This is a genomic window from Paenibacillus rigui, assembly GCF_002234615.1.
In the GTDB taxonomy this organism is placed as follows: Bacteria; Bacillota; Bacilli; order Paenibacillales; family NBRC-103111; genus Paenibacillus_S; species Paenibacillus_S rigui.
The window spans coordinates 551,372-565,743 of sequence record NZ_NMQW01000002.1; the positions used below are offsets into that span (position 1 = coordinate 551,372).

The following is a 14,372-nucleotide window of genomic DNA, read 5'->3' on the forward strand; positions in this document are numbered from 1 at the left end:
AACAGAAACCGAATGCACTGCTTGAAGAGCATCTTGTACATGTATATGCCCGTCCGCCCGGGTTATGTCCATAAGCAGCGCTGCTTCATTACTTGATTCCTTGTGAATCTGCTGATCAATCACAAAAAAGCCCAAGCAGAACGATAGGTTCCACTTGGACATGGTTGTTTATTTTTCACTTGCCCGAAATGTTGTCTTGATTGTTCACCATAAAGCGTGGAGCGGCGCGATGCATTCAGGTCCGTCGTTTCGTACGTTACCAACCACCGGATCTACTTCATAGGAGATCATTTCTTTCGCGGCGTAGGGCTTGCACAGCGGCAGCAGCTCTTCGGCTGACGTCATGCTCCGATTCAACCAGACCGACTCATCCTCATGACGCAAAATGACGGGCATTCGGGTATGTACCTTCGCAACGACTTCATTCGGTTCCGTAGTTAAGATTGCACAAGTATGCAGCTTCGTCCCATCGGCCATGCCCCATGTATCATACAATGCCGCCATCCCGAACAGGGACCTGTCTTTCAACATGAAACGAACGGGCTGCTTCTGTTTACCCCCGGTCTTCCATTCAAAAAATCCGTCGGCGGGGACTATGCACCGTTTACGCTCGAGCATCCTGCGGAATGCGGGCTTTTGCTGCGCCGTTTCCAGCCTCAGGTTCATTGGCTTGCCTCCGCTGCTCTCCTCCTGAGACCAGCTGGGCACGAGCCCCCAGCGAAGCTCCCCTAATCGGCGGGGCATGGGCTGCTGAGACGCAGCGGCGGGGGTATCACCCAGGATCGCGGGAATCCATTGGCCGGGTGCCACATTGTAACGTGGAACATAGCCGCCGACCACAGGTGCGTTTCCCAGCAAGAAACGCAGCATCAGCTCTTCCAGCGTCACTGTAATGGTATACCTACCGCACATTCGCTTCACTCCAATCATCCACATCGCTGACAAATACCGTCAGCCGTTCCGATAAGTCCACCTCATAAGGCTGGCTTACCTTCTGTCCGTCCGGATCTGCCAGCACCCTGACGATAGGCCGCTGAGGCACATTCGGATTGATCCGGACCACGACTCCTTTCTCCCCGGTACTCAATACAACCGTGAGCCCTAACGGATAAATAGCGACATTGTCGCGGAACAATGCCACCTTTTTATGCTCATATAAGGTGCCGACCCCAGCGAACAGCACCTCCATCGCTTGATGGGGAAGCATTGCCAAGCGATGCGGGCGGTGCGTTGTCATTGCATCGTAGCTGTCCGCAACGGCAATCCATTTGGCAAAATCAATGATTTCATCGCCCTTGATTCCGCGCGGATAGCCGCTGCCGTTTTCCCGTTCATGATGCTGAAAAGCACAGTGTGCTGCCAAAAGCGGCATGTTGGGCTCGTCCTTTAACAATTTAAACCCATATTCGGTATGTTTGCGAACCTCAGCCCATTCCTCGTTCGTCAGCGGTCCCCGTTTCTTAATAATTTCCTGATTAATCTTTGTCTTCCCGATGTCATGGAGAAGCGCGCCAAGTCCCAATGTCGTTAATTCATCTTTGCTGTAGCCCTGCACCATTCCGAGCATCGTCGCATAAATGCAAACATTGAGCGAATGCTGAAATAAATAATTGTTTAACACATTCATATTCATTAACATAATCATTGAGCCTTCACGGGAGTCCAGATCATCCATAATCATTTTGATGACATTCCCGAAGGCTTTACCCATAAAATGCTGCTTGGAAAACTTCGATTTGCTGTTCCCTTCCATTATCGTTCGAAATTGTGTCCGAACCTCACCCAAAGCTTTAATTTTTGTCTCATCCGAAATAACATCCTCAATGACAATGTCATCCGTATCCGGATCCATAATATACACAAAATCCACGCCAAGCTGCTGCAGCCGCTTAATCAAGGATTCGGTTAGCTCTACCTGTTCATTAAGTAAAATCAGTCCATCCTCGTTATAAATACATTTTCCTAAACGCATTCCGGGGCTACAGGACCTCGTAGGAATCAATCTCACGTGAAAACCTCTCTCATCGTAACATTTGCTGACACAGAATAAATATATCAAGAAATATTTAGTCAGAGCAACACCTAATTCCAGAACAATGAGATTCAAGGTCCTAGTTCGAAAAAAAGAGCCGTCCGTAAATATGGACAGCCCCAGCCTCTTTATCCTGCAAAATTAGACGATAAAGTTCTGATTTTCTATATTGTTCGTCACTTGAGTCCCATGCTCGTTCATATCTGCCGCACCCTTGTTTCTCATCATGCTTTGGATGCGATCCACCACATGCGGAGCTGAATCGATCAGCCGTTCAAGCAGGTGGGTTTGGTTGTCCAGCGGCACAATTTTCACACCTTGTTTCCCTACAACCAAAAATGCGATCGGTGTAATAGAAACTCCGCCGCCACTTCCTCCGCCAAAAGGAAGCGCTACGTTCGCGTTCATTCCGTCATGACGGTTTACGCCGTTCGTTCCTTCTTCCGCGCCGAATTCGCTTCCCCCCGCCGCGAAACCAAAGCCTACTTTGGAAATCGGCATAATGACACTTCCGTCAGGGGTTTCAACCGGGTCACCCACAATCGTATTGACGTCTACCATTTCTTTGATGTTTTCCATCGCTGTCTTCATCAAGCCTTGTATCGGATGATCTGCCATCGTGATGTCCTCCTTATATCCTTTTGAAATAAGGTTCTGTTAAGCATTTGTTAGGATGCCCTGCAAACCAATGCGGTATTCTGCCTACTCATTGTCAAAAGTTCACTCAGTCCTCTGAACTAAACAACGGGTGCCTCAGACTTTGGACGGTTTCAACAGCACACGCTGCCAGGTTTTCAGACCGCCTTTGACGCGTAATATGCGAACGAATAACCGAATCCCGGAAAGCAGTATGTAGAATATCCGGATTTTGGCGATACAGATGATCTCCGTAGCGAAGGCCCATTCATTATATTGCGGGACGACCATCAGCTGGGGGCGGGTATCCAATTGAATAAATTGAAACACGAATCCCAGAAGGGACGATTTCAGGCTCCACACAAGTCCCGTGGCCATGGCGGTTTCAGCCGCATCCCCAAGACCGACATTCGTTTTCCAATACAGCTTTGCGCAGTGCACTTGCTTCAAGGTATCCAGCACCCATTTATGAAATTGAAAGCAATGCTCCAGCAACAGGTTCACATCTGAGTAGGCTTTCCTTATTTTTTCCATCGTTATGTTACCTTTAAGCCCCTGCTCCAGATTGTTATTGGTTTTATCCACGACTTCGGTCGTTACCTGAACGGAGTTTACCCAATTGGATAGCTTCAATACCGGAATCGAAACCCGTTGTTTGATTAATCCCCCCATTGCATGGACATCCACTACAATTTCATCATCCGCATGTCTGCGCAACAAGGTTAGTCTGCATTTTATGCTGCTGGAGAGTACCAGTATGACAACTGCGGCCACTGCAACAGTTACCCAGACCCATATCATAGTTTGCCTCCTACTGCGCTGAATAACGACATTTCGTTAAATGCAAAATAACCCCATGATGAAAGGAAGCCTTCAGCTTCGATTCATTTAGGAGTTAGTATAGCCCAGCGATGGTAAAACATGCGTCTTATTCCGAATCCGATACATCCTCAAAAGTAATCTGTTCCGTTTGTTCGGCATCCAGCTTTTCAAACAACAGCCTGGTTTCTTCTTCAAGACTTTCGTCGTTTTGGAATAAGGAGGATTCCGGCAGTTCTTCTATGCTGCTTAGGGCAAAATAATCGAGAAAGGCTCTCGTCGTGCCGTACAAAATCGGCCTCCCGGGTGCATCGGCCCGATCCACCTCTTGGATCAAATCCTTGGCAACAAGCGTTTGCAGAGCCCGGTCCGCTTTTACACCACGTATTTCTTCAATTTCAACGCGGGTAATAGGCTGCTTGTAGGCTACGATCGCAAGTGTTTCCAATGCGGCCTGGGATAACGATGAGCGTGAAGGCGAATGAGCCAAACGTTCAAAATAGGGTGCATGTGCAGGCAGCGTTGTGAGCTGATACGTTCCGGCAAGCTCGATGATCTGCAAGCCTCGTTTTCCCGCACGCAGATCCCCCTGCAGGTCAAGCACAAGATCACGGACGAAATCAGTATTCTGCTCCAGCACCTCAGCTAACTGCTTGGCATCCAGACCCTCGTCTCCCGCCACAAACAGCAAGCCTTCAATAACTGATTTCATCTGTTGAAAATCCATGTGCATTTCCTTCCTCTCTTGCCTGTATCACAATTTCCTCAAACAAACGATGCTGAAAGCAAACGATGACTTTAACCTTCATCAGCTCAAGCATAGCCAAAAATGTCGTAACAATCCCTTCACGGGATGCGTCGTGATCAATGAGCCTGGAGAACAAAAGCTTGCCCCCGGCTTGTTCCAGCAGATGAACGACTTCCTTCATCCGATCTTTAACGGAAATTTCGTCCTTGCGGATTTTGGCGACCATGTTGCGGCTGGACATGCGTCTTAGCGCTCTTTGGAAAGCGTGAACCAGATCCGCTACATGCAGACCTTTGACAGGATTCTCAATAACGGCAGGGATGTAGGGTGTCAGGTCCTCCGGCTCCCGCGTATAAATAAGGCTGCGCTCCAGCTCCTTGTCCCGCAAATGATCGGCTATCGCTTTATATTTACGATACTCGATCAGTTTGGCTACCAACTCGGCACGCGGATCGTAATCCTCGTCCATCATATAGTCGTCATAGTCCAATTCGATGACAGGGGGTTTAGGCAGAAGCATCTTGCTCTTGATCGATAACAGTGTCGCCGCCATCACCAAAAACTCGCTTGTCAATTCCAGTTCCAGTTCCTGCATCGCATCCAGGTATTCCATGTACTGATCCGTAATTTCTTTGATCGGAATATTGTAAATGTCAACTTCGGATTTATCAATTAAATGGAGCAGCAAATCAAGGGGGCCTTCGAACGTATCCAGCTTGTAAGTTACTTTTTCCAACCAGTACTTCCCCCTAAGATTTTTCGTAGAAAAATCGACTTCGTAAGCTTTACTGAGTTTGCAAGGCAAACTTTCTTCGTAAGCATAAGCTTGATTTTTCGTAGAAAAATCGACTTCGTAAGCTTTACTGAGTTTGCAAGGCAAACTTTCTTCGTAAGCATAAGCTTGGTTTTGCCTGAGCAAAACCAAAGCTTTATGCTAAGATATCATTGAATTAAGACAATTGTCTAGTCAGATTCGCCATTTCGATAGCCGCAGTAGCAGCATCCCAGCCTTTATTTCCCGCTTTCGTGCCCGCACGCTCTACCGCCTGCTCAATGGAATCGGTCGTCAAGACACCAAAAATAGTCGGCACGCCGGTTTTTAGATTAATCGCGGCTACCCCTTTGGCAACCTCATTGCATACATAGTCAAAATGCGGTGTGGAGCCGCGGATGACGGTTCCTAAAGTAATTACCGCATCGTATTTGCCGCTTTCGGCCATTTTTTGGGCGATCAAGGAGATTTCAAATGCTCCCGGGACCCATGCAACCTCAACCTCATCGTCTTTGGCACCGTGCCGTTTTAATGCATCCAGTGCGCCGCCGAGCAGCTTGCTTGTAATAAATTCGTTAAACCTGCCCACAACAATACCGTATCTCAAGCCTTCTGAAACTAAATTTCCTTCGTATACTTTCGCCATAATTCGTCAACATCCTTCCCGGAGGGTTATTTTTTTTGACATAAACCATCATCTGACCAAGATAAATTAATAATTATATTTCAAATTCGAGGAGATGTCCCAGCTTTTCTTGCTTTGTGTGCAGGTAATTAGAATTGGACTCGTTCTCCTCCATCTGGATCGGCACCCGCTCCACCACTTCCAGGCCATGGCCTTCCAAACCTTTAATTTTGCGGGGATTGTTCGTCAGCAGACGAATTTGTGAAATGCCCAAATCCTTCAAAATTTGCGCTCCAATGCCATAATCCCTCAGGTCCGGGGCAAAACCCAGCTTAAGATTTGCGTCAACCGTGTCCAAACCTTGCTCCTGCAGCACATACGCCTTCAGCTTATTAATTAGACCGATGCCGCGCCCTTCCTGGCGCATATACAGCAGAACACCCGAGCCTTCTTCATCAATTTGCTTCAAGGCTGCAGCCAGCTGAGGCCCGCAATCGCAGCGGTGAGAGTGGAACACATCCCCGGTCAAGCATTCGGAATGCACTCGAACCAGGGTCGGCTTCGAGGCATCAATATTTCCTTTTACGAGGGCCACATGCTCTTTTTGATCCACTGCATTGGAATAGGCAATAGCCTTGTAAACCCCAAAGTCTGTCGGAAGCTTGGCTTCCACCTCGCGCTGTATCAGCTTTTCCTTGTGGTTGCGGTATTGTATCAGATCTTGGATTGTGATCAGCTTCAGGTTATGCTTCTCGGCAATTTCAATCAGCTGAGGGACACGCGCCATTTCGCCGTCTTCCTTGATCACTTCGCAAATAACTGCAGCAGGATAGGCACCGCACAGTCTCGCCAAGTCTACCGCAGCCTCGGTATGACCCGCCCGCCTTAAGACACCGCCTTTTTTGGCAATCAGTGGGAACATGTGACCGGGACGGCGGAAATGCTCCGCCTTCGTGCTTGGATCAATCAAGGCTTGAACAGTCATGGAACGCTCCGTTGCCGATATCCCGGTTGTCGTATCCGCATGGTCGACGGAGACGGTAAAGGCTGTGCCGTGATAGTCGGTGTTTTTGGCCACCATTGGAGGCAAATCGAGCTCCTTTGCACGCTCCTCCGTGAGCGGTACGCATACCAGACCGCGCCCTTCTTTGATCATAAAGTTAATCACCTCAGGCGTTGCTTTATCTGCCAAGGCGATAAAATCGCCTTCGTTTTCCCGGTCCTCATCATCTACCACGATGATGACCTTGCCCTGCATTAAATCGTCAAGTGCTTCTTCGATCGTGTGAAATTGAATCGATTTCGTCATATTGGCACTCCCTTCCTTGGATCGCTGCTTACATAAAGCCATGCTCGGATAAAAAGGACTCCGTGAGCGAGCCGGACTTGCTTGAAGCCGGTTCCCCAGCGGTTCGGTAATGCAGCAGCTTTTCGATATATTTGCCCAGCACGTCGGCCTCCAGATTAACTTCATCCCCTGGCTGCTTTTGCTGAAGCACGGTTTGCGCAAGCGTATGAGGAATAATGGATACCGTAAACCGCTGCTCCGTCACCTGAACCAGGGTCAAGCTAATCCCATCGATCGTGATGGAGCCGTGCGGAATTAAATATTTTAATATACTGCGGTCCTGAGGCTCTACCTGGAACACAACTGCATTCTCTTCGGGTTTACGTGAGGTAATCATCCCGATGGAATCAACGTGACCTTGCACGATATGACCGCCGAATCGACCTCCTGCAGCCATAGCTCGCTCGAGATTAACCCGATCCCCGACACGAAGCCGCTCAAGAGACGTCCTTCGGAACGTTTCGGGCATCACATCGACTGTAATGGAGCTGTCGTTAAACTCAACCACGGTCAAACATACACCATTGACAGAAATACTGTCACCCAAGTGAACATCCTCCAGAATCTTCTTGGCCCCGATCGTTAATATCATTGCCTGTCCCTGCTTCGTAATACGGCGCATCGTACCGATTTCTTCAATAATGCCTGTGAACATTTATTTCACCTCATTCCTGTAACGCGGGTACCCTGTGAGGCATACGTCACTGCCGAATTGCTGCACGGTCAGGCGCTCCAGCTCAATCGCATCCTTCATGAGCTCGAACCCGCCGAAGCTGAAGTTGCCGGGCGCCCCATTCCCGCCAATAATCTTCGGCGCATAAAACAGCAGCATCTTGTCGATAAGGCCGTTCTCCAGCATAGCCCCGTTCAGCTTCCCGCCGCCTTCCAGCAAAAGAGATCCGATGTCCCGCTCACCGAGCTTCACCATCGCCAGCCTCAAATCCACCTGCTGTCCGCTGCCGCACAGCAGTACGGTGATACCAGCCGCCTCCAACGCCTCCCGCTTGGCAGCATCTGCGTTCTCAGTCGTCAGGACTATCGTTTCAGCCGAACGATCGGTTACAACCTGAGCCGTTAGCGGGAGCTTTAGACCCGAATCCACAATGACGCGGATGGGATGTAACGCCGGTACCTCCAAACGCGTCGTCAACAAAGGATCGTCGCTCAACACGGTCCCGATTCCCACCATAATGGCTTGATTCCGGTGGCGAAGCGTATGAACATAGGCTCGGGCAGCCGGCCCCGTGATCCATTTGCTGTCTCCGCTCCGGGAGGCGATTTTGCCGTCCAGCGTGCTTGCGGTCTTTAGTGTGACAAAGGGGCGCCGCGTCTGGATAAAGTGGGTAAATGCCTCATTCAGCTGCGAAGCCTCCGCTTGAAGAACACCGACATCAACATCCAAGCCATGACTCCGCAAACGTTCAAACCCGGAACCGGCAACTAACGGATTCGGATCCGAGCATGCTACCACGACACGTTTGACCTTTTCTTTGATCAGCCGATCGCTGCAAGGAGGTGTCTTGCCAAAGTGGCTGCACGGCTCCAGCGTCACATAAGCGGTACTGCCCTCCGCCTCGGGTCCTGCCATTTGCAGGGCATGTATTTCCGCGTGAGCGGTGCCGCGTTTCAAGTGGGCTCCCATGCCGACGATGCGTCCGTCTTTGACAAGCACACATCCGACTACGGGGTTAATTCCCGTTTGTCCGCTGGCTCCTTCAGCAAGCTGAATCGCCAGTCTCATGTAAAACTCATCGTTGAGCAGTTCCACCTTTCCTCCTCCTCCCTAATGCTTTTTGTAACAAAAAAAGCCCTCTTTTTCCAAAGAAAAAGGGGCTTGGCTAGACAGGATTATGTAAACGCAGAGTGATGAAGGACATACCTATTGCTGTCCAGCTTGCTTGAAGCATTCATGAGAAAAAAAGCATCACGAAAAAAGAAAAGCTGCCGCTTCAGGTGACAAGGAAGGCCTCCGATTAGCTGTTGCCGCTGACGGACATGAAAACCAAGACGAATGTCGTAGGTTAAAATGCTGTCTCACAGCAACCCAAATAAACGGTGTACGCAACTCCGCTGTGCCCATTGAGCATCTCGTGAATATCATTTTCAACTCTTGTTGATTCAAGCAATAGCAAATAAGCATGTGATCTACGTTTTCCTTCTCCCATCCAGACTATACTGTCGGTCTCGGAATTTCACCGAGTCAGCCGGCCGCGGCAAAGCTGCGGACGGGTCACGGACTGAACATCAATGCGAGAGCTCGCATTGACGTATCACCGCCGGTAGGGAATTTCACCCTGCCCCGAAGGAAACTTACTTTTGTTTAGTATATAATCAAAACTTCGTTTTGTCCAGCGTTGGCCTGGAGCTTAAATCATACTTCAACGACTTTAACGGATTCCATTTTGTCACGGCCTTGGAATGCATCAACGTGCTCCATACCGGATGCAACTTTACCGAAAACGGTATGCTGTCCATCCAAATGCGGCTGCGGCTGGTACACGATATAGAACTGGCTTCCGCCTGTGTTGCGTCCGGCATGAGCCATTGCAAGGGAACCGCGCTCGTGCTTGTTCGGGTTGATTTCGCAGTTGATTTTGTAGCCTGGACCGCCAGTTCCGGTTCCAGTCGGGCATCCGCCTTGAGCTACGAAGCCAGGAATTACACGGTGGAATACCAAACCGTCGTAAAATCCTTCGTTTGCTAATTTCTCAAAGTTAGCAACCGTATTCGGAGCATCCTTTTCAAAAAGATCGATGACGATTTCGCCACCGTTTGCCATTTTAATTTGAGCTTGCTTTGCCATATCGGGGAACACTCCTTTATTATTTCAATGAGTCCTATTGTACTATAATGCCGACCTGTGCACAAATGCAGAATGTGAACAGGTAAAAAGAGGCCGCCGCAGAATGTTCTCCACGGCAGCCGGTCCTTTAGCAGGTCCAGTGTTCCTAACACAGCCTATACGGTCGGTGAAACCTGTTTCATCCGCGCGGGAATCACATCGTTGCCTACGATATCCTCGAACGATTCACGTTCGACGACCACATCGGCCGTACCGTCCTTGACGAATACAACTGCCGGACGGCGGATCCGGTTGTAGTTGCTGGCCATCGCATAATTGTAGGCGCCTGTGCAGGAAACGGCAAGCAAGTCGCCGGACTCTACCTTAGGAAGCTCTACATCCCAGATGAGCATATCGCCGCTTTCGCAGCATTTGCCCGCTATCGAGACCAGCTCTTCATTCTCTTCGTTCGCACGGTTGGCGAGCATCGCCTCGTAACGAGACTCATAAAGTGCCGGACGAGGGTTATCGGTCATTCCTCCGTCGACGGCCACATATTTGCGAACGCCTGGAATATCTTTATACGTGCCAACCGTATAAAGCGTTGTGCCAGAGTCCCCTACGATGCTGCGGCCCGGCTCCACCCAAATTTCGGGTGTCGGATAGTTGAACTTCGTAAAATTCGTCTTGATCGATTCGGTTATAGCTTTGACATACTGTGCCACAGGCAAGGGGGTGTCTCCCTCCACGTAGCGAATGCCGAAGCCTCCGCCCAAATTGATGACGGAGAATACGACATTCAGCTCGTCACGAACGTTAGCGGCGAAGCCAATCACTTTGTCCACAGCCATTTGGAAGCCCTCAACCTCGAAAATTTGCGAGCCGATGTGGGAATGCACGCCCAACAGCTCAATGTTCGGAAGCTCTACAGCTTGCTGCACGGCACGGAACGCCGAACCATTATCGATATCGAAGCCAAATTTGGAATCCGTTTGACCTGTGGATATATATTCATGCGTATGCGCCTCGACGCCAGGCGTGATGCGGAATAAAATTTTGACCTTTTGGCGTTTTTCACCCGCTATGGCATTCAGCATATGCAGCTCCACCATGTTATCGACGACAAAACAGCCGATTTTGGCATCGATGGCCATGCCTATTTCATACGGCGTTTTGTTGTTGCCATGAAAGTGAATCCGCTCTGCAGGAAATCCTGCCTGCATCGCTGTATATAATTCGCCATCCGAGACCACGTCCAGAGACATGCCCTCTTCTTCTACAATACGGCACATGGCCATGACGCAAAACGCCTTGCTGGCATAAGCCACTTGAAATTTCAATCCGGATGCACGAAATGCTTCAACATATTCGCGGCAGCGCTGACGGATTAATGCCTCATCCATGACGTAAAGCGGCGTACCGAACTGCTGAGCCAATTGTTGCGTATCACAACCGCCGATTTGGAGGTGTCCTTTATCGTTAATCATACTTGTTCCATGTAAGTACATCGTCCGTATCCCTCTTCCCCCTAAGCATTACATCTAAAGTACCATAGAAAAGGATATGCTGACAACATGAGGATTGCTTATTGTTCAGGCTGTCTTGTGCTATCCGAAGTTTTGGTTAAGCTCATGCGTGTCTTCACGGACAGGAACGGCTTACGGACCATAATATGGTTCAAAGCTTTGAAATTAAACGGAATAAACGGCCACATATAAGGAGCGTTATAGGACCGGCGTGTCGCTAAGTAGATAAACCAAACCGTGGTTCCAATCACAAGTCCCGGTACCTTGAACACGGCTGCCAGCAATAGCAAAGCCAACCGGGTCAATCGGTTTGCCAGGCTTAGCTCGTAGCTTGGGGTCGCGAAAGTTCCGACCGCAGCCACAGCCAAGTAAAGGATAACCTCGTTGACAAAAAGCCCGGTCTTGACGGCGACATCGCCTACCAAAATGGCTGCCACCAGCCCCATGGCCGTCGCCAAAGGAGATGGCGTATGTACTGCGGCCATTCGCATCAGGTCGATCCCGAGCTCCGCTATCAGAAACTGAAGCAGCAGCGGGAGCTTCGCGGCCTTTTGCGGACCGATGAATTCAAGCCCGGCCGGTTTCAGCTCAGGTGAGGTTACCAGCAGAAACCATAGAGGCAGCAAAAACAACGATGCCATAATCCCGATAAACCGAACCCATCGCAGGTAGCTGCCCGTCATTGGCGTTTGGCGGTATTCCTCTGCATGCTGCACATGATGGAAGAAGGTTGTCGGCATGATCATAACGCTCGGGGACGTATCCACGAAGACGGCGACATGTCCCTCCAGCAGATGAACGGAAACGACGTCGGGACGCTCGGAATAGCGAACCATCGGATACGGATTCCATCCCGTACCTACGATGGCTTCTTCCAGCTGCTTCTCAGCCAAGGGAAGGCCGTCTACCTTGACCGTTTTAATTTTGTCGCGAATCGCTTCGACCAGATCATGGTCGCAAATATCATCGATGTAGGCCAAGCAAATATCGGTGTGCGTGCGCCTCCCTGCCCTCATGATCTCCAGCTTCAGCCGCGGGTCGCGAATACGGCGCCGGACCAGCGTCACATTCGTCAGCAAGGTCTCGACGAAGCCGTCGCGCGAACCCCGAACAACCCGCTCCAAATCGGGCTCTTCCGTGGAGCGGACCGGGAAGTTTTTGGTGTCTACAATAATAGCACTGCTCGAGCCTTCAAAGAAAAAGGCGGAGGCTCCCATGGACACATTGTCGATGACCTCGCTCAGCTTGTTCGTCTGCTTTACCTGAATATGCGGAATGAGCGCATCCATGAACAGCTGCACTCTCTTATCCCCTTTTTCTTCGGTAATCGCATGATGAATCGGGGAATCGCTCAAAGTCTTTTCTTCGGCTCGATTCGAATTGAGGCTATCTCCCAATCCATCAGCATAAGATAACCTGTCCAGGATAGCGGTCAGGACCGTATCTTTGGCAAAGCCGTTATAGTAAAAGATTCCAACCTTGCTTCCCCCGAACACCATCTCACGGAATACCACGTCAAAGCTTTTATTCAGCCCGACCTGTTCCTCCAGGGCTCTCTTCAGCTCCCTGAAATCCGGCATAATATGGTCTTCCTTTTTGTACTTCATTTCTTCTCGGGTAAGCTTGTCCTCGGTTTGTTGTGACGGCGCTTCCTTCCGTGCTCTCTCCCCGACATGGTGAGACCCGTCCCGGTCATCCCCATCAGCCTGATCCTCCCGAGTATTCGTCCGCTTCTCCCGCTCAAGCTCCGCCTCGTGCTCGCTCCTGTGCTCCTCAGCCGGTTCATCGTGGGGCAAAATATTGCCTTCTTTATCGATCTCAAGCTTAGGCTCTTCCTTGGAAGCGGCTCTTTCACCATTGAATATTTGTTTGGGTCTTATAGGTATTTTACGCATCATTTGTGCTCCTTTCATGAATGGGATGTGCCCTGTTAACCGAGAAAATGAAGCCAATCCAGCAGCGAACCGAGAACTTTACCGAAAATCATTGCCATAAGCAGCCATATCATATACGATCCCATACCAATCCGTTTGGCCAAAATCGGCAGTACGTTAATCACTTCCGTGAGCGCACCCGCCAGCATCCCGACAAAGCACCCGGCAAACAGGCCGAAGAAGGCCGCAGCCATAGGAAAGAAGGAAAAGGACCAATCAAAAAAATCGGTACATGTAAAAAACAGCGAGCCGCCAATCACCGCCCCCTCGTACCAGCGAATCAGATGATATGTACGGCTAATTTGCGCCAGCCTGGGGATAATATCCAGTACCACGAGAAAGGCAACCATGCCGCTGCCTACGGCGATCCCGCCGGCCAATCCCAAAAAAACTTGGAGAGGCGCCGCCCACCACAAGGTCATTGCTTCTCCCTCGTTTCATGTATCTTGCAGTATTCCTCCGTTACAACGTAGGTGTTCACGTTTTCTTGGTACATGAACATTTCAACCTCCAGCGGACTTGGCTCCTCGTTAAATTTCTTTTTGAACAAATGGTTGAAAAAGACAATCATCCCGACCCCGATCCCGATGGAATAAGGTATTTGCAAGAGCAATGGATGTTGAATCCTCTGGCCTGTAAGAAGCTGGTACATGCGCTGGTGCACCTCCGCCATACTAACATCCGCATGGAAATTCATAATGGCCAGCCCCGAACCGACGAACAATAAAAGCCAAACCATAGTAATGAGAATTAAATTAGGCGGCTTTCGTTCTTCGAATACTTCAACCAAACAGTGCGGCTCTCCGAAATGCTCAATTTGGAGCCTTGGATATATTTGTTTTATTTTCTCCACTATAAGCATCATATCGACGAGCACGATGTTGCCCTCCCGCTCCTTCGGCTGATGCAGCAGCAGCTTATGCAATGCCTCTTCATACTCCGGTTCGACGAGCAGTTGGGCAATTCGCCCCAAATAGATCGCCTCTCCCCTTCGTACGGAAATTCGTTTACGTAATCGAATGTAAACAGTGGAGCTGATAGTTGCGTTCATCCGCCTACCCTCCCTTGTGCATTTATCCCATAGTATGAAAAAAAAGCGCTGTGCATAGTCATAACCCGTTATGGCAATAATTCACTTGAAAGCATGTAT

15 protein-coding genes and 1 riboswitch are annotated in these 14,372 nt (G+C 49.8%); all 15 genes read right to left on the reverse strand.

What is annotated here, in order from left to right:
• Positions 1 to 204: 204 nt before the first annotated feature.
• Complete coding sequence (locus CF651_RS03210; protein WP_094013359.1) at positions 205 to 912, reverse strand: SOS response-associated peptidase; 708 nt, start codon at positions 910 to 912, stop codon at positions 205 to 207.
• A complete protein-coding gene (locus CF651_RS03215) occupies positions 902 to 2,008 on the reverse strand; it encodes an HD-GYP domain-containing protein (RefSeq protein ID WP_094013360.1) in 1,107 nt (368 codons plus the stop codon). Before CF651_RS03215 ends, CF651_RS03210 begins: the two co-directional genes overlap by 11 nt.
• A gap of 165 nt (positions 2,009 to 2,173) precedes the next feature.
• On the reverse strand, positions 2,174 to 2,650 hold the full coding sequence (ytfJ, locus tag CF651_RS03220; protein ID WP_094013361.1) for a GerW family sporulation protein: 477 nt from the start codon (positions 2,648 to 2,650) through the stop codon (positions 2,174 to 2,176).
• 135 nt (positions 2,651 to 2,785) lie between these two features.
• Positions 2,786 to 3,469 carry a DUF2953 domain-containing protein gene (locus tag CF651_RS03225; protein WP_094013362.1) on the reverse strand — a complete coding sequence of 228 codons (684 nt, stop codon included), beginning with the start codon at positions 3,467 to 3,469 and terminating at the stop codon, positions 2,786 to 2,788.
• A gap of 127 nt (positions 3,470 to 3,596) precedes the next feature.
• On the reverse strand, positions 3,597 to 4,214 hold the full coding sequence (gene scpB / locus CF651_RS03230; protein WP_094013363.1) for an SMC-Scp complex subunit ScpB: 618 nt from the start codon (positions 4,212 to 4,214) through the stop codon (positions 3,597 to 3,599).
• Positions 4,183 to 4,971, reverse strand: coding sequence for a segregation and condensation protein A (locus CF651_RS03235; protein ID WP_094013364.1), 789 nt, complete (start codon positions 4,969 to 4,971; stop codon positions 4,183 to 4,185). The genes scpB and CF651_RS03235 overlap by 32 nt, the downstream gene beginning before the upstream one ends.
• A 214-nt stretch (positions 4,972 to 5,185) precedes the next feature.
• Positions 5,186 to 5,653, reverse strand: a complete 468-nt coding sequence (ribH, locus tag CF651_RS03240; RefSeq protein ID WP_094013365.1) for a 6,7-dimethyl-8-ribityllumazine synthase — start codon at positions 5,651 to 5,653, stop codon at positions 5,186 to 5,188.
• 73 nt (positions 5,654 to 5,726) lie between these two features.
• Positions 5,727 to 6,941, reverse strand: a complete 1,215-nt coding sequence (locus tag CF651_RS03245; RefSeq protein WP_094013366.1) for a bifunctional 3,4-dihydroxy-2-butanone-4-phosphate synthase/GTP cyclohydrolase II — start codon at positions 6,939 to 6,941, stop codon at positions 5,727 to 5,729.
• A gap of 28 nt (positions 6,942 to 6,969) precedes the next feature.
• A complete protein-coding gene (gene ribE / locus CF651_RS03250; protein WP_094013367.1) occupies positions 6,970 to 7,635 on the reverse strand; it encodes a riboflavin synthase in 666 nt (221 codons plus the stop codon).
• Positions 7,636 to 8,748, reverse strand: a complete 1,113-nt coding sequence (gene ribD, locus CF651_RS03255; protein WP_245855650.1) for a bifunctional diaminohydroxyphosphoribosylaminopyrimidine deaminase/5-amino-6-(5-phosphoribosylamino)uracil reductase RibD — start codon at positions 8,746 to 8,748, stop codon at positions 7,636 to 7,638. It abuts the gene before it with no gap.
• A gap of 381 nt (positions 8,749 to 9,129) precedes the next feature.
• A riboswitch (FMN riboswitch) is annotated at positions 9,130 to 9,291 on the reverse strand.
• 60 nt (positions 9,292 to 9,351) lie between these two features.
• A complete protein-coding gene (locus CF651_RS03260; RefSeq protein ID WP_094013368.1) occupies positions 9,352 to 9,783 on the reverse strand; it encodes a peptidylprolyl isomerase in 432 nt (143 codons plus the stop codon).
• Between the two features lie 155 nt (positions 9,784 to 9,938).
• Entirely contained in the window at positions 9,939 to 11,270 is a 1,332-nt protein-coding gene (lysA, locus tag CF651_RS03265) for a diaminopimelate decarboxylase (protein ID WP_094013369.1), read from the reverse strand.
• A gap of 77 nt (positions 11,271 to 11,347) precedes the next feature.
• Positions 11,348 to 13,186 carry a spore germination protein gene (locus CF651_RS03270; RefSeq protein WP_425436187.1) on the reverse strand — a complete coding sequence of 613 codons (1,839 nt, stop codon included), beginning with the start codon at positions 13,184 to 13,186 and terminating at the stop codon, positions 11,348 to 11,350.
• 32 nt (positions 13,187 to 13,218) lie between these two features.
• Positions 13,219 to 13,644, reverse strand: coding sequence for a stage V sporulation protein AB (locus CF651_RS03275; protein WP_094013371.1), 426 nt, complete (start codon positions 13,642 to 13,644; stop codon positions 13,219 to 13,221).
• Positions 13,641 to 14,273, reverse strand: coding sequence for a stage V sporulation protein AA (locus CF651_RS03280; protein ID WP_094013372.1), 633 nt, complete (start codon positions 14,271 to 14,273; stop codon positions 13,641 to 13,643). Before CF651_RS03280 ends, CF651_RS03275 begins: the two co-directional genes overlap by 4 nt.
• Positions 14,274 to 14,372 lie beyond the last annotated feature (99 nt).